This window comes from Chitinophaga sp. 9-1-y, from assembly GCF_059511905.2.
This window is the reverse complement of sequence record NZ_CM197955.1, coordinates 6,987,260-7,005,331: the sequence shown is the minus strand read 5'-3', so window position 1 is coordinate 7,005,331 and position 18,072 is coordinate 6,987,260. Positions and strand designations below refer to the sequence as shown.

The 18,072-nt window shown below is 38.4% G+C and carries 18 protein-coding genes; all 18 read left to right on the top strand.

From position 1 onward, the window contains the following. Positions 1–32: 32 nt before the first annotated feature. The 18 genes from AC5ZC7_RS27740 (at position 33) to AC5ZC7_RS27655 (ending at position 18,047) form a co-directional block, all read left to right on the top strand. Complete coding sequence (locus AC5ZC7_RS27740; protein ID WP_496162291.1) at positions 33–1,121, top strand: Wzz/FepE/Etk N-terminal domain-containing protein; 1,089 nt, start codon at positions 33–35, stop codon at positions 1,119–1,121. Between the two features lie 62 nt (positions 1,122–1,183). Further along, complete coding sequence (locus AC5ZC7_RS27735; RefSeq protein ID WP_496162290.1) at positions 1,184–2,182, top strand: NAD-dependent 4,6-dehydratase LegB; 999 nt, start codon at positions 1,184–1,186, stop codon at positions 2,180–2,182. A 10-nt stretch (positions 2,183–2,192) separates the two neighbouring features. Further along, positions 2,193–3,347: a LegC family aminotransferase gene (locus AC5ZC7_RS27730; protein ID WP_496162289.1), complete on the top strand. Its 1,155-nt coding sequence runs from the start codon at positions 2,193–2,195 to the stop codon at positions 3,345–3,347. 127 nt (positions 3,348–3,474) lie between these two features. After that, positions 3,475–4,110, top strand: a complete 636-nt coding sequence (locus tag AC5ZC7_RS27725; protein WP_496162288.1) for a NeuD/PglB/VioB family sugar acetyltransferase — start codon at positions 3,475–3,477, stop codon at positions 4,108–4,110. A 1-nt stretch (position 4,111) separates the two neighbouring features. Then, entirely contained in the window at positions 4,112–5,122 is a 1,011-nt protein-coding gene (neuB, locus tag AC5ZC7_RS27720) for an N-acetylneuraminate synthase (protein ID WP_496162287.1), read from the top strand. Next, positions 5,119–6,282 (top strand): UDP-N-acetylglucosamine 2-epimerase, encoded by a 1,164-nt coding sequence (gene neuC, locus AC5ZC7_RS27715; RefSeq protein ID WP_496162286.1) that lies wholly within the window; start codon positions 5,119–5,121, stop codon positions 6,280–6,282. Before neuB ends, neuC begins: the two co-directional genes overlap by 4 nt. A gap of 160 nt (positions 6,283–6,442) precedes the next feature. After that, the gene (locus AC5ZC7_RS27710; protein ID WP_496162285.1) at positions 6,443–7,486 is read left to right on the top strand and encodes a sugar phosphate nucleotidyltransferase; all 1,044 of its coding nucleotides are present in this window, start codon (positions 6,443–6,445) and stop codon (positions 7,484–7,486) included. Between the two features lies 1 nt (position 7,487). Beyond that, a complete protein-coding gene (locus AC5ZC7_RS27705; RefSeq protein ID WP_496162284.1) occupies positions 7,488–8,201 on the top strand; it encodes a cytidylyltransferase domain-containing protein in 714 nt (237 codons plus the stop codon). Then, positions 8,198–9,109: a Gfo/Idh/MocA family oxidoreductase gene (locus tag AC5ZC7_RS27700; RefSeq protein WP_496162283.1), complete on the top strand. Its 912-nt coding sequence runs from the start codon at positions 8,198–8,200 to the stop codon at positions 9,107–9,109. The genes AC5ZC7_RS27705 and AC5ZC7_RS27700 overlap by 4 nt, the downstream gene beginning before the upstream one ends. After that, on the top strand, positions 9,106–9,849 hold the full coding sequence (locus AC5ZC7_RS27695; protein ID WP_496162282.1) for an SDR family oxidoreductase: 744 nt from the start codon (positions 9,106–9,108) through the stop codon (positions 9,847–9,849). The genes AC5ZC7_RS27700 and AC5ZC7_RS27695 overlap by 4 nt, the downstream gene beginning before the upstream one ends. A gap of 38 nt (positions 9,850–9,887) precedes the next feature. Further along, positions 9,888–10,448 carry a DapH/DapD/GlmU-related protein gene (locus AC5ZC7_RS27690; RefSeq protein ID WP_496162281.1) on the top strand — a complete coding sequence of 187 codons (561 nt, stop codon included), beginning with the start codon at positions 9,888–9,890 and terminating at the stop codon, positions 10,446–10,448. Positions 10,449–10,497: 49 nt separating this feature from the next. Then, complete coding sequence (locus AC5ZC7_RS27685; protein ID WP_496162280.1) at positions 10,498–11,478, top strand: Gfo/Idh/MocA family oxidoreductase; 981 nt, start codon at positions 10,498–10,500, stop codon at positions 11,476–11,478. Continuing rightward, positions 11,463–12,431: a Gfo/Idh/MocA family oxidoreductase gene (locus AC5ZC7_RS27680; RefSeq protein ID WP_496162279.1), complete on the top strand. Its 969-nt coding sequence runs from the start codon at positions 11,463–11,465 to the stop codon at positions 12,429–12,431. The genes AC5ZC7_RS27685 and AC5ZC7_RS27680 overlap by 16 nt, the downstream gene beginning before the upstream one ends. 9 nt (positions 12,432–12,440) lie before the next feature. Next, on the top strand, positions 12,441–13,109 hold the full coding sequence (locus tag AC5ZC7_RS27675; protein ID WP_496162278.1) for a GDSL-type esterase/lipase family protein: 669 nt from the start codon (positions 12,441–12,443) through the stop codon (positions 13,107–13,109). A 9-nt stretch (positions 13,110–13,118) separates the two neighbouring features. Further along, positions 13,119–14,276 carry an exo-alpha-sialidase gene (locus AC5ZC7_RS27670; RefSeq protein WP_496162277.1) on the top strand — a complete coding sequence of 386 codons (1,158 nt, stop codon included), beginning with the start codon at positions 13,119–13,121 and terminating at the stop codon, positions 14,274–14,276. A gap of 151 nt (positions 14,277–14,427) precedes the next feature. Next, positions 14,428–15,573, top strand: coding sequence for an exo-alpha-sialidase (locus AC5ZC7_RS27665; RefSeq protein WP_496162276.1), 1,146 nt, complete (start codon positions 14,428–14,430; stop codon positions 15,571–15,573). A 30-nt stretch (positions 15,574–15,603) separates the two neighbouring features. Beyond that, entirely contained in the window at positions 15,604–16,884 is a 1,281-nt protein-coding gene (locus AC5ZC7_RS27660; RefSeq protein WP_496162275.1) for an oligosaccharide flippase family protein, read from the top strand. After that, positions 16,884–18,047 carry a hypothetical protein gene (locus tag AC5ZC7_RS27655; RefSeq protein WP_496162274.1) on the top strand — a complete coding sequence of 388 codons (1,164 nt, stop codon included), beginning with the start codon at positions 16,884–16,886 and terminating at the stop codon, positions 18,045–18,047. Before AC5ZC7_RS27660 ends, AC5ZC7_RS27655 begins: the two co-directional genes overlap by 1 nt. Positions 18,048–18,072: the final 25 nt, after the last annotated feature.

Below are 18,072 nucleotides of genomic sequence, written 5' to 3'. Positions count from 1 at the left end.
TAGCATACAATAATTAAAACATAGAGTATTACATGGAGATATCAAAAAAAGGATCTGACGCGAGTTCGGAAAATGAGGAGATATCACTTAAGGAACTGATCCTTAGAGTTAAAGAGAGTATTGCTTATTTGTGGAAAAAGAAGTTCTTGATTATCATTTTGGGTATAGTGGGATCTGGACTTGGGGTATGGTATTCCTTCATTAAAGATCCGGTATATTCAGCAGAGTTGACTTTTGTAGTAGAGGATAGCAGGTCAGGCGGGTTAGGTGCTTATGCAGGTATTGCCAGCCAGTTTGGATTAGATCTTGGTGGGATGGGAAGTAGCAGTGGAGCTTTCAGTGGTGACAATATTATGGGGTTATTGAAGTCAAGATTATTGTTAGAAAAAGCCTTATTGGCCGGTGAAGCAACAGTTGATGGGAAAAAAATGTCGCTGGCTGAATTATATATAGTGTATAATAATTTAAGAAAAGGCTGGAAAAATAAACCGGAGCTTGTAAACATACATTTCCCAATTAATGCGGATCGCACCAAATTTACATTACAGCAGGATAGTCTACTCAAAGAATTTCAAAAAGCACTCGCAGATAGAAATCTTAAAATTGAAAAACCAGATAAGAAGCTGTCATTCATTTCTGTAACGTGCCAAAGTACCAATGAGGTATTTGCCAAGGCATTTACCGAAAAATTGGTGGACGTTGCGTTAGTACTTTATATTGATACAAAAACCCAACGAAATAAATTGAACGTCGACAGACTTCAGTCACAGGCAGATTCTTTGGAGACCATGTTGAATAGGAAAACGTATTCTGCAGCACAGATACAGGATCTTAATACCAATCCAGCCCGGCAGGTAGCCGGTGTTGGTGCTGAGTTAGCATTGAGAGATAAGATGGTATTGCAGACGATGTATGCTGAAGTGATCAAAAATCTGGAGTTAAGTAAGCTGGCCATGGCTCAGGAAACCCCAGTTATTCAGATTGTAGATACTCCTATTCTGCCCCTGGATAAAAAGAAGTTCGGAAAATTGAAGGGGATAATTTTTGGTGGATTTCTGGCAGGATTCCTGACAATAATTGTATTGGTTATTGGCAAGCTATACCGGGAAATGATGGATTAAGAAGTTCTTTTAAGCCTTTATAAAATCAATGTTAATCACAAGAAGTCGTAAGTATATTTATCATGGAATTAAGAGGTAAAAAAGTTTTGGTAACAGGTGCAGATGGCTTTATTGGAAGTCACCTGGTTCAACGGTTGTTGCATGAAGGATGTAAAGTAAAAGCGTTTGTTTATTACAATTCATTCAATAGCTGGGGATGGCTGGATACATTACCTGCCAACGAATTGTCTGAGCTGGAGATTTTTGCAGGAGATATTCGTGACCCCAATGGTGTTAGAACAGCAATGGAGGGCATAGAAGTTGTGTTTCACCTGGCTGCATTGATTGCCATTCCTTTTAGCTACCATTCACCAGATTCTTATATAGATACAAACATTAAAGGCACCCTAAATGTGATACAGGCTGCCAAAGATTTAAATACAGCAAGAGTACTCGTTACTTCTACATCAGAAGTATATGGTACCGCTCAGTATATTCCTATTGATGAAAAGCATCCAAGGCAACCCCAGTCCCCTTATTCGGCTTCTAAGATCGGTGCAGATTGTATCGCGGAATCCTTTTACAGAAGCTTCAACTTGCCGGTAACAATTGTAAGACCTTTTAATACGTTTGGACCAAGACAGTCTGCAAGGGCAGTAATACCTACTATTATCAGCCAGTTGTTAAATGGTAAAACGGAAATTAGTCTTGGGGATTTGTCTCCTACACGTGACCTGCTGTATGTAAAAGATACGGTAAACGGATTTGTTGAAATTGCAAAGTCTGAATCCCTGATTGGAGATGATTGTAATATTGCTACACAATCTGAAATCAGTATTGGAGATCTGGCAAATAAGCTGATTGAAATCATCAATCCAGCTGCTGTTATATTACAGGATAACGAACGTATTCGCCCATCTAAAAGTGAAGTATTCCGATTATACGGATCAAAAGATAAAATTACACAGCACACTAACTGGAAACAACAATACAGTTTTGAAGACGGTCTGAAAGAAACAATTGATTGGTTCCGGAAAGAAGAAAATCTGAGGGGTTATAAAGCTAATATTTATAACATTTAGCATTGATTATATGGAGACAGGAAAGATTATTGATTTCGTCAGGACTACATTTCAACAACCTACAGATTTTATTCCATTGCATGCACCTTATTTTGGTGGCAATGAGAAAAAGTATGTTACGGATACGATCGATTCTACATTTGTTTCCTCAGTAGGCGCTTATGTCACGCGATTTGAGGAAATGATGATGGAAATTACAGGAGCAAAGTTTGCCATTGCTACTGTAAATGGTACCGCTGCACTTCATCTGGCGCTTGTACTTGCAGGTGTACAATATCAGGATGAAGTGATTACACAACCACTAACATTTGTTGCCACTGCGAATGCCATTGCACATGCAGGTGGTGTTCCTGTGTTTGTAGATGTGGATTTGGATACAATGGGCTTATCGCCAGACGCATTGGAAAAGTTCCTCCAGGAGTTTACGGTGTTAAATGATAAAGGAGAGTGTATTAACAAAGCCTCTGGTCGCAGAATTGCAGCATGTGTGCCTATGCATACGTTTGGTTTTCCCTCCAGGATTGATGCCATTGCTGCTATCTGTAATAAATATCATATTGCCCTGGTAGAAGACGCAGCGGAATCTTTAGGGAGCTACTACAACGGACAACATACCGGAACTTTCGGCCTGCTAGGTGCTTTTAGCTTCAATGGGAATAAAACAGTTACGTGTGGCGGAGGTGGTGCTATTATTACTAATGATGAACGCATAGCCAAACACGCCAAACATATTTCTACGACAGCCAAACAACCTCATGCCTGGGAGTTTGTGCATGATGAAATTGCTTATAATTACAGGATGCCTAATCTGAATGCGGCACTGGCCTGTGCTCAGTTAGAACAATTAAATAGCATCCTTGATAATAAAAGAGAACTGGCAGATTTATATGCCAGCTTTTTTGAAGGATCTGATGTAAAATTTGTACGGGAGATTGCCAATACAAAGGCTAACTATTGGTTGAATACCATTATTCTACCCGATCAGGCAAAACAACAGCAATTCCTTGCAGACACTAATCAACAGAAAGTAATGACCAGACCTATCTGGAGGCTGATGACTAAATTACCCATGTACAGTAATTGCCAGCATGATGGAATAGCGAATGCGATCTGGCTGGAAGAACGTGTGGTGAATTTACCAAGTAGTGTAAGGATAGTAAAATAACAAGTGAGAGCATTATAAGCTTCAATGTTGTTGCACATGATTGATGAGCATGATATCGTAGCTAAAGAAGAGCAACTGTAAGGATATTAAGCATTTATATTATTAGTATTCGTATTAACTATGTAACATGGGGAGACCTTTAATTTTAATAGGTGGTGGCGGACACGCAAAGTCCTGTATTGATGTTATAGAAGAAGAGGGAACCTATACAATTAAAGGAATTATTGATGTTCCGGAGAAAGTTGGAGCGAGCGTTTTATCATACGAAACTATTGGTGTTGAAAGCGATATAGAGAAATTGGTTGGAAGCGAATATTTTTTTCTAATTACTGTTGGCCAGATTAAATCAGCTGCATTGCGCGTAAAATTATGGCAGTTTTTGACAGGATTGAATGCAAAGTTTGCAACCATTATATCTCCTTTTGCAAGTGTATCAAAGCATGCAGAAATAAGCCGCGGAAGTATTATTATGCATGGTGCCCGGATCAATGCTGCGGCAATGGTAGGATATAATACCATTATCAATACAGGTGCAATTATTGAACATGATACAGAAGTGGGAAACCACTGCCATATTTCTACTGGTGCAATATTGAATGGTAACTGCCGGACTGGAAATCAGGTTTTTATTGGTAGCGGCACCATCCTTCACCAGGGAGTAAATGTGGCAGATGATGTAATAATTGGTGCGGCCACTTTAATCCATAAACACATAACAGAACCCGGTACCTACATTGGTAACCCTTTTAAAAGAATTATCTGATATGAATCACACAATTATAATAGCAGAAGCAGGCGTAAATCATAATGGTGATATTCAGCTGGCAAAGAAATTAATTGATAAAGCAGCTGAGGCAGGCGTTGATTATGTGAAATTCCAGACTTTTGTTGCTGAAAAAGTTATATCGCGTTATGCCCGGAAAGCAGACTATCAGATAGAGAATACCCAAAGCGCCGGAGCTGAAAGTCAGTTGGAAATGGTGAAGAAGTTGGAACTTTCAGAAAACGATCATTGGGAACTACTGGAGTATTGCAAACAAAAAAATATTGGATTTTTATCCACGCCATTTGATTTTAAAAGTGTTGATTTAATAAAGAAAATGGGAGTTACCATTGGTAAAATCCCCTCCGGAGAAATTGTGAATCTGCCTTATTTGAGAGAAATGGCCAGATCATTTCCAGATCTGATTGTTTCAACCGGAATGGCAGACATGGCAGAGGTGGCCAGAACAGTCCAGTTACTGGTAGATAACGGAGCTGATAAGAAGAGAATTACGATTTTACATTGTAATACCGAGTATCCTACACCCATGAAGGATGTGAATTTAACAGCCATGATTACAATGAAACAGGAATTGGGCGTAGAGGTGGGATATTCTGATCATACCCTGGGAATAGAAATACCTATTGCAGCAGTAGCGCTTGGGGCTACCGTAATTGAGAAACACTTTACACTGGATAAAAAAATGGATGGGCCTGATCATCTGGCATCTTTAGATCCCGTAGAACTGTGTAATATGGTTACCGCTATTCGTAATATTGAAAAAGCTTTAGGAGATGGAATTAAAAAACCATCAGCATCTGAAACGAAAAATATCTCCATTGTACGTAAAAGTATTGTTGCAGGAAGAAATATAAAGCAGGGAGAAATTTTAAGTGCAGATAACCTTGAAATTAAACGCCCCGGTACAGGGATCAGTCCTATGGATTGGGATAGTGTAATCGGACAAATTGCTAATAAAGATTACTTAGAGGACGAAATCATTACCCTATGAGTGTAAGAAGAAAAATTTGTGTTGTTACAGGTACCAGGGCCGAATATGGGTTATTGTATTGGATCATCAAAACGCTCGCTGAAGATTCCGAAATAGAATTGCAATTGCTCGTTACTGGCATGCATTTATCTCCAGAGTTTGGACTTACCTATAAGCAGATTGAAGCAGATGGTTTTCGGATAGATAAGAAAGTAGAAATGATTTTATCTTCTGATACTACCATTGGAATAAATAAAAGCATTGGTCTGGGTATAATAAGCATGGGCGAAGCTTTCGCAGATCTCAAGCCAGATATTGTATTCTTGTTGGGAGATCGGTTTGAAATATTTGCAGCTGCTACAGCAGCAATGATTAGTCGTATCCCCATAGCTCATTCCCATGGAGGTGAAACTACAGAGGGTGTCATTGATGAATCCATCAGGCATTCTATTACTAAAATGGCCCAACTACACTTTACGGCAGCAGAAGCCTATCGAAAAAGAGTGATTCAGTTGGGTGAGCAGCCGGATAATGTTTTCAATGTTGGTGCTCCCGGGATAGAAAATATTAACAGGCTGAAATTATTGAATAGAGCGGAGTTTGAAAAAAGTATTGATTTTACATTAGGGAGAAAGAATATTCTGATCACTTTTCATCCTGTAACGCTGGAGATTGCCTCGGCAGACAAACAGTTTAGAACATTATTGGAGGTGTTAGACGGATTGCAGGACGTAAAAATGATTTTTACCAAAGCGAATGCGGATACAGATGGAAGAATTATAAATCAGCTTATTGATGAATTTGTGAGCGATAGAAAAGAAAAGGCAATTGCATTCACTTCATTAGGACAATTAAGATATCTGTCCGCACTCAATTTCATGGATGCAGTAGTTGGTAATTCTTCAAGCGGAATTGCAGAAGCGCCTTCTTTCAAAATACCTACCGTCAATATTGGTGATCGTCAAAAAGGAAGGATTAAAGCAGCAAGCGTTATAGATTGTCAGCCTGATGCAGATGAAATAAGAAATGCAATCCACCTCGCATTTGATCCTGTTTTTAAATCGGGGTTGGAAAATGTCGAAAATCCATATGGTAAAGGGAATGCATCTAGTGAAATTGTACGTGTCCTGAAGGAAGTGCAGTTGGACACCCTGTTAAAGAAACGCTTTCATGACTTGTAGGAGATAGATAGTATAGGAATCAGTGATTTTTCGTACCATGCCGGGAAAGCTCGTTCAAATGGATTGCTATACAATTCAGGTATATAACGGATGGAGATTTTTGTATAAATATTAGAGAAACCGGAAAGTATTCAATTACTAAATATTATTGATAAAATTCATGGAATTTCGTAAACATTTAATTTTTGAACACGAAGCTGTAACTGATGCATTTAGGAAATTAAATGAATTGGGGGTAGATGCTATTCTATTTGTTATAGATAAGGAGGAAAGGCTAATAGGATCTCTTACAGATGGAGACGTGAGAAGAGGATTTATCAAAGGATTTAGCTTTGAAACACCTATAAGAGACTTTGTACAGTCCAATCCTGTTTATATAGTACTGAAGAATTATTCTATCGAAGAGCTTGAACAATATAAACAGCGGAATATCAAAATCATTCCAATAGTGAATGATGAGAAACGTATCATTGATATCCTGAATTTAAGGGTAAAATCATCCTTATTACCATTGAATGCCGTAATCATGGCTGGCGGAAAAGGAGAACGATTATTGCCGCTTACCCAAAATTGTCCTAAGCCACTTTTAGTTGTTGGAGATAAGCCAATTATAGAACATAATGTTGACCGTCTGGCAAGTTATGGTATCAGCCGGCTTTTTATTTCCATACGATATCTTGGAGAACAAATCAGAGATCACTTTGGAGATGGCAGCAGTAAGGATGTCTCCATTCAGTATGTGGAAGAGGTGGAACCACTGGGTACTTTTGGTGCATTAAGTCTTATACCGAATTTTGATTCAGAGCATATTTTGTTAATGAATTCAGACCTCCTCACCAATATCGATTTCACCGACTTTTATAAGTCATATATTACATCCGGAGCAGATTTGATGATTGCGAGCATTCCTTATCAAGTCAAAGTTCCTTATGCGGTATTGGAAATAGAAAATGGAGATGTGGTTTCGTTTGATGAAAAGCCTACCTATAATTATTATTCCAATGGTGGTATCTATTTATTTAAGAGGTCATTGTTGGAATATGTTCCTCAAAAAGCTTTCTACAATGCAACTGATTTTATGGAAGCATTAATTGCTGCCAATAAAAAAGTTTCTCATTATCCGATTCTGGGATATTGGCTTGATATAGGCCGTCCGGAAGACTTTGAGAAGGCACAGGTTGACATAAAACACATTAAACTCTGATATGAATATACTTATCACAATTTGCGCACGTGGCGGCTCTAAAGGTATTCCTGGCAAAAATATCAGAAGTATGGCCGGTAAACCATTAATCTCTTATTCTATTGATCAGGCAATTAAATTTGCTGCGGATAGAAAATGTGTTATTGGATTATCTACTGACAGTATTGAAATAAAGAAAGTTGCCGCAGATAGCGGATTGACAACAACATATATAAGACCCGAAGTATTAGCAACAGATACAGCAGGAAAAAAAGGAGTGATTGCTGATTTGGTGGAGTATGAGGAGGATAGAAATCAGTGTCGTTTTGATTATGTGATAGACTTGGATGTGACTTCGCCTTTGAGAACTATCGATGATATCACGGAAGCATTAGAGATGATGGAGAATGATCCGGCTGCACTTAACATATTTTCTGTTAATCCGGCTAATCGGAATCCATATTTTAATATGGTGGAGGAGAACGGAAGCGGGTATTATGAACTGTGCAAAAAAGGAAGTTTCGTTACCCGTCAGTCAGCACCTAACGTGTATGATATGAACGCTTCTTTCTACATCTATCGAAGGTCTTTTTTTGAGTCAGATTATCCAAGTGCGATCACTGCAAAGTCTCTCGTTTATGTAATGCGGCATATCTGTTTTGACCTGGATCATCCTATCGACTTTGATTTTATGGAATATCTATTGCAAAACAAGAAGATTGATTTCATTGTATGAATATTCTGATTATTGGTCTTGGATCGATTGCCAACAAACATATTCATGCGCTACATGCGCTGTTGGAAGATGTAAATATTTATGCCCTTCGATCCAATGCAAACGCTGAACCTGTTGAAAAGGTAACAAGTATATCTGACCTGGAAGAAGTGTCTGCCATTACATTTGATTTTGCAATTATTTCTAATCCAACTTCTGCCCATTATAACACTATTACTTCATTGTTGAAATTTGGGATACCGTTATTTATTGAGAAGCCCTTGTTTCACGCTATAGAAAATGGTCAGGAATTAGTTAACCAATGCAAGGCGAATGGTATTAAAACCTACGTTGCATGTAATTTAAGGTTTCATCCGTGTATAAGGTTTCTTAAACAGTATTTGGAGAATAACAGCAGCAGGATTAATGAAGTTAATATTTATGCTGGGTCCTACTTACCTAACTGGCGCCCTAACAGAGACTTCAGAACAATATATAGCGCGATTCCGGAACTTGGCGGCGGCGTACACCTTGACCTTATTCACGAATTGGATTACACCTGGTGGTTGCTGGGAGCTCCATTGAGTCATCAGAAAATTCTTACCAACAAATCTTCGCTGGATATTGCAGCTATCGATTTTGCTCACTACAATTTAATGTATAGCACCTTTACAGCAAATATTACGTTGAATTATTATCGCCGGGATTCCAAGAGAGAAATAGAAATATTGCTGGATGATGGTACGCTAACCGCAGATATAATTGCAGGCAAGGTAACGCTGAATGGTGAATTGTTGTATGAAGAGAAGATCGATGTATACTATACCTACATTGAACAAATGAAGTACTTCCTGAAGAATATCAATAATAGCCATTCTATGAATAATATAGAAGAAGCATTTCAGATTTTGAAAATTTGTTTACAATGAATACGTTGAAGAATAAAGTGGTGGTAGTTACAGGAGGTAAGGGTTTATTAGGAACTGCCTTTGTAAAACAGCTAAAGGAAATGGAAGGTATTGTTATCATTTTGGATAATAATACAGTTACTGATATGGATATCAATGAAATTAACTGCGATATTACCAATACAGTCTCCATCCAGCAGGCCATTGATTTGATATTGAAAAAGTATGAAAAAATTGATGGATGGGTGAATAATGCTTATCCAAGAACCGAAGATTGGGGAAGAAAACCATTTTCTGAAGAGTCAATGGAGTCTTTTACGTTGAATGTAGACTGGCATCTTGGGGGGTACGTTAAATGCTGTCAGCTGGTATTGAATCAGATGAAAAAACAGGGAAGTGGATCCCTGATAAATATGGCGTCCATTTATGGGGTTAATGGTCCTGATTTCTCTATTTATAAGGGTACTGATATGTTAAATGAAGGTGCATATGCAGCCATTAAAGGGGGATTAATCAACTTTACACGGTTTTTGGCTGCTTTTTATGGCCCATATAATGTTAGGGTTAACTGCGTATCACCGGGAGGAATCTTTGATAACCAAAACCCGATCTTTGTAAAGAATTATGAAGAAAAGGTGCCTATGAGAAGACTTGGTAACCCAGACGATATTGCACCATCGATTGGATTTTTATTATCAGAGGATGCAAAGTATATCACAGGACAGAACCTGATTGTAGATGGAGGTTGGACCGCTATCTAATTGCATTACAATATATTTTGTCGCTAAAAGATATAAGAATGATATTAAGCGAATTACCCGCCAGAATCAGATTTTGGAAAAAGGCCGATCGGATTGGTCCTGATGTTCCGCTTACTCATTGGCGATTATTTTTCAAATCTTCAATGGTGAAACTTTGTAAAAAGAAATTTTATCACTTTGATGATACCGCTGAGTTTAGGCCAGGGGCTTATGCCGTTGGATGTTCTACAATCTCTATTGGAAAAAGGGTAGTTATTCGTCCTGGTACACATTTGTTTGGCGTATCGGATAGTTTGGATCTTAGTATAGTAATCGAGGATGATGTGTTAGTAGGAGGAGGTGTAAGCTTTTTTTGTGCTAATCATGCTTTTACAAATCCCAATATACCTATTATTGACCAGGGGCATACGCCAGCACAACCTATTATACTGAAGAAAGGTTGTTGGGTGGGCGGAAATGCAATATTGCTTCAGGGCGTTACAATAGGACATAACAGTGTTGTAGCGGCAGGATCAGTTGTAACCAAATCGGTACCCGATAAGGTAGTAGTTGCAGGGGTGCCTGCGAAGATTATAAAGTATTTGGATACAAATGCTTAAGAATATATAGAGTCAGGAGAAATTTTATTCAGCATCTTTTTGAGTAAGTATGAAGGTAATTGGAATTATCGGCGCAGGACAATTGGGTAGCAGACATCTGCAATCCCTCGCAGGGGTGGAACAACCACTCGAAATTTATGTACTTGATATAAGTGAACAGTCTTTGAACGTTGCCAGAGAAAGGTTCGAAGAGGTAAGAAAACGTTCGGATCATGTTGTTCATTATATTAATGGGATGGATAGTTTGCCAGGGAACTTCGATATTGTAATTGTTGCAACCAATTCAACGATGCGTCGAGCTCTGGTTGAATCATTGCTGGCACAGTGTAAGGTGAACCACCTGATTTTGGAGAAATTCTTATTTCCCCGTTTGCATGATTATGAGGTAGCCACAAACTTATTCGCGGGAATTCCCGACATGAAGGTTTGGGTAAATTGCCCCCGAAGGACATTTGATCTATATAAAGAAATTGCTGAAAAAGCGTCATCACAAGGTGCTGTTTACTTCTCAGTAACAGGTGGTGCCTGGGGATTAGGTTGTAATAGTATCCACTTTGTAGATGTTTTTTCGAAACTCATCAATGACAGTGGGGTGCAGGTATTGAATGAATCACTGGATAATGAATATATAGATTCGAAACGTTCCGGTTATGTAGAGTTTAGCGGTAGTTTATACCTGGGTGCAATAAATGGGCCGCATAAAATGGAAGTTATTTCATTTCAACAGGGTACTCATCCCATTATTGTAAAAATTTCTACCCCAACAGCTTATTGGATTATTAACGAAACCGCCAAAGAAGTTGTTCATGCCACAGTAGCAGATGGTTGGAAACCAGTTACAGATTCATTCAGTTTGCCGGCCCTCAGTATAGCAGGAACTAAGATTGTTGTTGATCTATTGAGCAATGGGCACTGTGATTTGACTCCTTACAAAGCTTCGGCAGCGTTACACCAATGTTTATTGGAGGTTTTTCTCGAGAAATATAATTCTATCAAAAATGAAACAAACGATATATGTCCGATAACATAAGCACTGGGAAGGTATTATTGGTTGGTAGTGGTCCAATGGCACAGGCATATGCCAAAGTACTGACAGACGTGCAGGTGAATTTTGATGTGGTAGGACGCGGTGCGGCTTCGGCAGTGGAATTTGAAAAACAAACCGGGAAAAAGCCATTTGTTGGCGGAGTGGAGCATTTCATCGCTTCTCATGATAGCGCTTCTTATCAGAAGGCAATTGTAGCTACTGGTACAGAAACGCTGAAGCAAATTACATTGCAATTGGCGGAATGGGGAATAACAGAAATTCTGGTAGAAAAGCCTGGAGGCAGAAGCATTGAAGAAGTACTGGAACTGAATGAACTTATTAAGCAGTTTAACACCAGGATTTTTATTGCCTACAACAGAAGGTTTTATGAGGCTGTTAGACGGATCCGGCAAATGATTGAGGAAGATGGAGGTGTTACTTCTTTTAACTTTGAATTTACAGAGTGGTCTCATGTAATTGAACCGGTGAAAAAGGCTCCCGGTGTAAAAGAGAACTGGTTTTTTGCCAATTCAACACACGTGGTGGATACCGCTTTTTATTTGGGAGGAAAGCCGGTTAATATGGCTACTTATGCAAAGACGCCGATCTCCTGGCACGCGGTCTCTGTTTTTGCCGGGGCTGGCATTTCAGATAAAGGGGCGTTATTTTCCTATCAGGCAAACTGGGCGGCTCCTGGCAGATGGAGTGTAGAATTACTGACGCCCAAACGCCGGTTATACCTCAAGCCAATGGAAAAGTTACAGGTGCAATTGCTTGGAAGTGTTGAAGTGAAATTTATAGATATTGATGATGCGCTCGATATAAAATATAAGCCGGGTATATATCTGCAAACCACAACGTTCCTGGCTGGCCGCTTCGGTGAACTGGTTTCTCTGAAGGAACATATAGAACATTGTGCTTATTATACAAGAATGCTTAGTGATGGAGTGCTTTAACCTAGTAATATGATAATTATTATAGTAACAGATTCATTAGGGCTCCCCAGAAATACACCTGAGGAGTTAAGGCTGGAAGACACTTATATTGATAAGCTTCGTGAACAATATAAGGACGCTAAAATCCTTAACTTAAGCGTGGGGGGGGCTACACTTGAATTGTTAAGTTCCCAGCTATTGCATTATTACGGCGCGGTAAATCCGGATCTGGTGATTTTTCAGGCAGGTATAGTAGACTGCGCACCAAGGGCTTTAAAAAGATGGGAGACTAGTTTGCTCGAAAGAATATCTATCTTCAAAAAATTATATAATCTTTTTGTAAAAAAATACACAGTTCAATTGAGGGCGAAGAGGAAAATTACCTACACCCCTCTCAGTAGATTCAAATCTATAGCCCAGGAAATACAACAGCGCTTTCCTGATAAAGTATATTGGTTAGGCATCCTTCCGGCAACGGATGAATATGAGCAGCAAGTGCCAGGGATTCAGAGAAATATTCAGGAATATAATGAGGTATTGAGGACGACTTTTGAACAACATTTCATTGATACATCAGACTGTAAAGCCGATTACATTATGTCTGATCATCACCATATAAATAAATTAGGCAATACATTCCTGTATAATAAGTTGAATAAGATAGTTGATTTTTATCAGAGTAAAATTTCAGCCTCCTAATGCCTGTATATGAAATACATTTGCAATGTTTTCGCGTTGATTATTTGCTGTTTGCTTTATAGTTGCAGCAAGAAAAAAGATATTTTGTTTCCGGATGTGAAAATGACTATACCGGAAGATTTACCCATCCGTATTGTCGGAGATGCAGTTGACCTGAATGTAGATTCTCTAACACAGGAACTATTTGTTCCTTCTGCGGGAAACAGAGGATACTGCTATGGTTCGGCTATTGCTTTAAATGATAGTGTTTTATTAATGTCCTGTACGAGGTTTAAAAACTTTGGGGATTTTAATGAATCGCATATTGTTTGCAAATGGTCGTATAACCGGGGCAAAACCTGGTCCGAAGAAACCGTTTTGCAGGAAAATATTGGTTTGGTAAATACAGGGCCGCCGTGTCTGCTTAAAATATCGGAGAAACACATTATGATGTTTTTTTCCGTGAAAAATAGTAATACCGATATCGATCTTTTTTCGAAAGAGTCTACTAATGGGGGAAAAGAATGGGGGAGTGCTCAGAAAGTAAATAAGCTGAAAGGCTATAATATTTTGAATAACGATAGGGTTGTTTATTCTAACGGAAGGATTATTCTCCCAGTTGCTTATTCCCGGAATATTTTTACCCAGGCCGATCAACAAGTATTAATGAGTCTTTATTCGGATGATTTGGGTAAAACCTGGACACAATCAAATATCATCAGAACTAATTTTGGTTTAACGGAGCCGGCTATTTGTCCCACTGGTAACAATGGAATGCTAATGGCTATACGAACACTGAAGGGACTGATCTACTTTACCAGAAGTAACGATAATGGAGCTACCTGGACTGGTCTTTTCAGATCAGGAATTATTTCTCCTGAAGCTCCCCAGGCGCTTTTGAGAGTTAACAATTCTGATACACTGTTGCTCATATGGAATTTTAATAAAGGGAATGGTACAGATGATCATGATGATAGGAGCCCACTTACTATTGCATATAGTATTGATAAAGGAATGACATGGAACAAACCCATTAATATTCAATGGAATAGGCAATTTAATTACTTTTATCCATCGATATATCTAAAAAATAATAACCTGCATATCACTTATGGGGTTCGCAGGAAGCGGACATATGAACCGTCAGTGTTTCATAGTTGTTTGAATATCAAAGAATTGTTTCATTAGTGATTAATGGTATGGATGCTCAGATTAATAGTTTTTTACATCTTCCGTTGTGGGTGGGTGTTAACAAATCTTCTCCTATAGAGGGAATCTCAGCCCCCAACGTTTTTATGCTAGATGTTGTAATATATTATCTAACTTCTATGCCAATTCAATGAAACACATAGTAAAAATTTCTTTTGCTTTAGGGCTTGCCTTCTTATTTTCCTGTAATAAGCAGGAAACTGCAACACCCGATCCATTAAATGATATTATTGATTTACCAATCAGTGTGATAGGAGATGGAAATATTATCCTGAATAATCCTGTCTTTAAATTGTTTACTCCCAATTTGTCCGCAGGCTATGGAGGGTATGGTTTCGCTTCGCTGATAGAAACTGAACCTAATCATCTCCTGGCAACTTGCACGAGATACAAATCCTTTGGTGATTTTATTGATGCAGACATCGTCGCAAGAAAAAGTGAGGATAACGGCAGAAGCTGGTCTAAAGAATATCTGATACAGGAAAATATAGGAGCCATTAATACACTCTGTCCCGCATTATTGAAGATTACCAACAATCATCTGATGATATTCTTTTGTGTAAAGAACAGCAATCAGGAAAGTGATATTCGATATAAAGAGAGTGTCGATGGTGGAAATACCTGGAAGGCACCAAAGTTGATGAATGTTGGTCTGAAAGGCTATTACACCATGGCAAATGACAGGGCTATTTACAACAATAACCGAATTATCTACCCGGTTGGTTTTACTCCGGTAGGACAATCTACTAATCATTATGTAATTTGTTTTTACTCCGATGATTTGGGAAGAACATGGAAAAAGTCTAATTCCATCAAAGCACCTTTTTCGTTAACAGAACCATGCGTTGCTCAGTTGAGTGAAACAGAGTTACTAATGTGTATCAGAACCTCAAATGGTTTTGTGTACTTCTCCAGAAGCTATGACAATGGTGCTACCTGGAAAACACTTGTTAAAACAAATATCCAGACCCCCGAGGCGCCTCAGACTATTTTACAACTGGGAGGAGATACACTTGTTATTGCCTGGAATAATACACCTTACTCTGAAGGACATGAAAACAGGTCGCCATTGACTATTGCTTATAGTGTTGACAAAGGCAACAGTTGGAAAGGTGCCATCAATCTCCAGCAAGATAAGAGTTTCAATTATTTTTATCCTACATTGGCAAAATCCAGTAACGACAGCTTATTAATTACATACGGTATCCGTAGAAAAACGACATATAATCCTTCTGTATATTTTGAAAAACTAAGTATCCGGAATTTATTCAAATGATTTAATTTAATTTGATTAGCGACATTGATTATGAAGGCAATTTTGAAGAGAATAACAAGTCATAGCTTATTTAGAAAAAGTTTAATATATACGATTGCGGATGCGGTAAATAAAGCTATTCCTTTTCTTATATTGCCTTTCCTTACTTATTATCTGACGCCAGCTGATTATGGTATTGCCTCAAATTACACTGTTTATATTGCTGTTTTAGTAATTGTAATTGGCTTAAATCTAAATGGCGCATTAAGTGCCAACTATTTTAAAATGCCCAAAGAGGCGATTGCTGATTATTCGGCTAACATAATCCTTGTATCATTTATAGTCGCTGTTATTTGTACAATCATTTCGATCTTCGCGCTATCTTACATCAATAACCTCCTTTCTATTACTTCTTTTTTTACCATTTTGGCGGTCTGGCTCGCCTTCTGCCAGAGCGTATCTGTTATTAATACAGATCTATGGCGTTTAGAAGAGAAACCGGTTCAATTCGGTATTTACCAGGTTGCGCAGACAATTGTGAATGTGGTGTTAACCGTTTTATTGGTGATGATAATAAGATATGGTTGGAAAGGTCGTTTATGGGCATTGGCATTTACATACATATCCTTTGCTGCTGCAAGTATTTTTATACTTTATAAAAGAGGATTTTTAAAGGTCAAGATTAATAAGCAACACATTAAAGATGCACTTAGGTTTGGAGTGCCGCTTATACCACATTCACTGGGTATATGGGTCAGACTCTCTATTGATCGTGTTTTTATAACAAAATTTTATGGTAATGCCGCAGCCGGCCTATATTCAGCCGGTATTCAATTTGGGTTGTTACTATCTTTCCTTATCCTCGCATTTCAAAATGCCTATGTCCCCTATCTTTATAAGAAACTAGCCACAAACGATGAAGGAGTAAAGCACAGCCTTGTAAAGTTTACCTATATGTACTTCGCAGCCGTTTTAGCGCTGGCGGGCATATTCTCTGGTGTCGCTATATTCATAATAAATCATTTCCTTTCTGTTCACTATAAAGAAGCCTCATCATATGTAACTTGGGCAATGTTCAGCCAGGCATTTCAGGGAATGTATATGGTAGTTGGAATTTATCTGTTTTACGCCAAGAGAACGGTTATTGTTGCCATTGTTACATTCTCGGTGGCATTGGTTCAGTTGTTGGTATCTTATTTATTGATTAAAAGTATCGGCCCTATCGGAGGCGTTTATTCCGCACTGGTGGTAAGCGTGGTCAATTTTATATTTATGTGGTTCGCGAGTAACAGAATGTTCCCTATGCCCTGGTTCAGTTTAAAGAAATCATAATGAGAAAGGTTGTTTTTATAAATCATGATCCCCTAACCTCTTCTATTAAACGAAATTTCTTTCTGGAGGAGTTTCAGGCTGATGGGATAGAGGTGGAGTACTGGTGTGTCAGAGAGTTAACAAATTACTCGAAACAGAACAGGTTAATTAACGAGCTTACAGCTGAATATTATACTGAGGTAGTGTCAATATCGCAGTTGAAAAAATTAATAGAAAAAGAACAGGCCGATACTTTTTTTTGTGTTGAGCTATGGTTTATCTGGAATACGTTACCCATCTATAAATTATTAAAAGCAAGAGAAGCATTTCTTTTCTCGATTGATTGGTATACAAATACTCCCAGAGCATCAGCGAGAATGAAGCTGGCGACCTATCTGGCCTCTTTTAATTTTGTAAAATTATTGGGGGCAGGTTATCGGAAAATAGGGCACCTATCCTTTAAGATTACCACAAGGAAACATGGCATTTCCAGACCATCTTTACTGTTTTCGCCCGGAATGAAAAGCAAAGAACTTTTTGAATGGGCGGAGGTTGTTCCCCTGTATCATCATGATTTTGACCTTTATAAGGAAAGTTTAAAGACCGAAGCACCGGCGGTAACCACAGAGAACTATGCTGTTTTCCTGGATAGTATGCTTGTGGGCCATCCTGATTTACTTAGAATAAAGAAAGTTACGATGGACAGGTCAGTATATTTCCGGAAGATGAATGACCTCTTTAGTTACCTCGAAGCGGAGAAAGGATTGAAGGTAATTATTGCAGCGCACCCCAAAGCAAATTATACAGACGAGTTTCAGGGGCGGCAGGTTATAAAAGGGCAGACTAACCAATTAGTAAAAGATAGTTCATTGGTAATTGTACATCAAAGTACCTCTGTTTTTTATGCCGTGCTGAATAATAAGCCCATACTGCTTGCATATACAGATGAATTTGAACAAAAACAGGGAGTTAAATCCTTTTTGAATGATATTTATTATTCCATACAGTTATATAAAGATTTATTGGGATGCAGTTGGGCAAACGCTGATAAACTTTCAGAGGCAAAGTGGGAACCAATAGACAACAGAAAGTACCAGGAATTTATAAGGAATTATATTACTGCGGATGACCCGGATAGTAATTATCAAATCATAAAGAAAGCATTACTGAAACGGAAAGCATAAATTGCGGAATTTAATATGCCGGACC

Coding starts and splice junctions, on each gene's coding strand:
- AC5ZC7_RS27740 (WP_496162291.1), top strand. CDS start 33: ATGGAGATATCAAAAAAAGGATCTGACGCGAGTTCGGAAAATGAGGAG.
- AC5ZC7_RS27735 (WP_496162290.1), top strand. CDS start 1,184: ATGGAATTAAGAGGTAAAAAAGTTTTGGTAACAGGTGCAGATGGCTTT.
- AC5ZC7_RS27730 (WP_496162289.1), top strand. CDS start 2,193: ATGGAGACAGGAAAGATTATTGATTTCGTCAGGACTACATTTCAACAA.
- AC5ZC7_RS27725 (WP_496162288.1), top strand. CDS start 3,475: ATGGGGAGACCTTTAATTTTAATAGGTGGTGGCGGACACGCAAAGTCC.
- neuB (WP_496162287.1), top strand. CDS start 4,112: ATGAATCACACAATTATAATAGCAGAAGCAGGCGTAAATCATAATGGT.
- neuC (WP_496162286.1), top strand. CDS start 5,119: ATGAGTGTAAGAAGAAAAATTTGTGTTGTTACAGGTACCAGGGCCGAA.
- AC5ZC7_RS27710 (WP_496162285.1), top strand. CDS start 6,443: ATGGAATTTCGTAAACATTTAATTTTTGAACACGAAGCTGTAACTGAT.
- AC5ZC7_RS27705 (WP_496162284.1), top strand. CDS start 7,488: ATGAATATACTTATCACAATTTGCGCACGTGGCGGCTCTAAAGGTATT.
- AC5ZC7_RS27700 (WP_496162283.1), top strand. CDS start 8,198: ATGAATATTCTGATTATTGGTCTTGGATCGATTGCCAACAAACATATT.
- AC5ZC7_RS27695 (WP_496162282.1), top strand. CDS start 9,106: ATGAATACGTTGAAGAATAAAGTGGTGGTAGTTACAGGAGGTAAGGGT.
- AC5ZC7_RS27690 (WP_496162281.1), top strand. CDS start 9,888: ATGATATTAAGCGAATTACCCGCCAGAATCAGATTTTGGAAAAAGGCC.
- AC5ZC7_RS27685 (WP_496162280.1), top strand. CDS start 10,498: ATGAAGGTAATTGGAATTATCGGCGCAGGACAATTGGGTAGCAGACAT.
- AC5ZC7_RS27680 (WP_496162279.1), top strand. CDS start 11,463: ATGTCCGATAACATAAGCACTGGGAAGGTATTATTGGTTGGTAGTGGT.
- AC5ZC7_RS27675 (WP_496162278.1), top strand. CDS start 12,441: ATGATAATTATTATAGTAACAGATTCATTAGGGCTCCCCAGAAATACA.
- AC5ZC7_RS27670 (WP_496162277.1), top strand. CDS start 13,119: ATGAAATACATTTGCAATGTTTTCGCGTTGATTATTTGCTGTTTGCTT.
- AC5ZC7_RS27665 (WP_496162276.1), top strand. CDS start 14,428: ATGAAACACATAGTAAAAATTTCTTTTGCTTTAGGGCTTGCCTTCTTA.
- AC5ZC7_RS27660 (WP_496162275.1), top strand. CDS start 15,604: ATGAAGGCAATTTTGAAGAGAATAACAAGTCATAGCTTATTTAGAAAA.
- AC5ZC7_RS27655 (WP_496162274.1), top strand. CDS start 16,884: ATGAGAAAGGTTGTTTTTATAAATCATGATCCCCTAACCTCTTCTATT.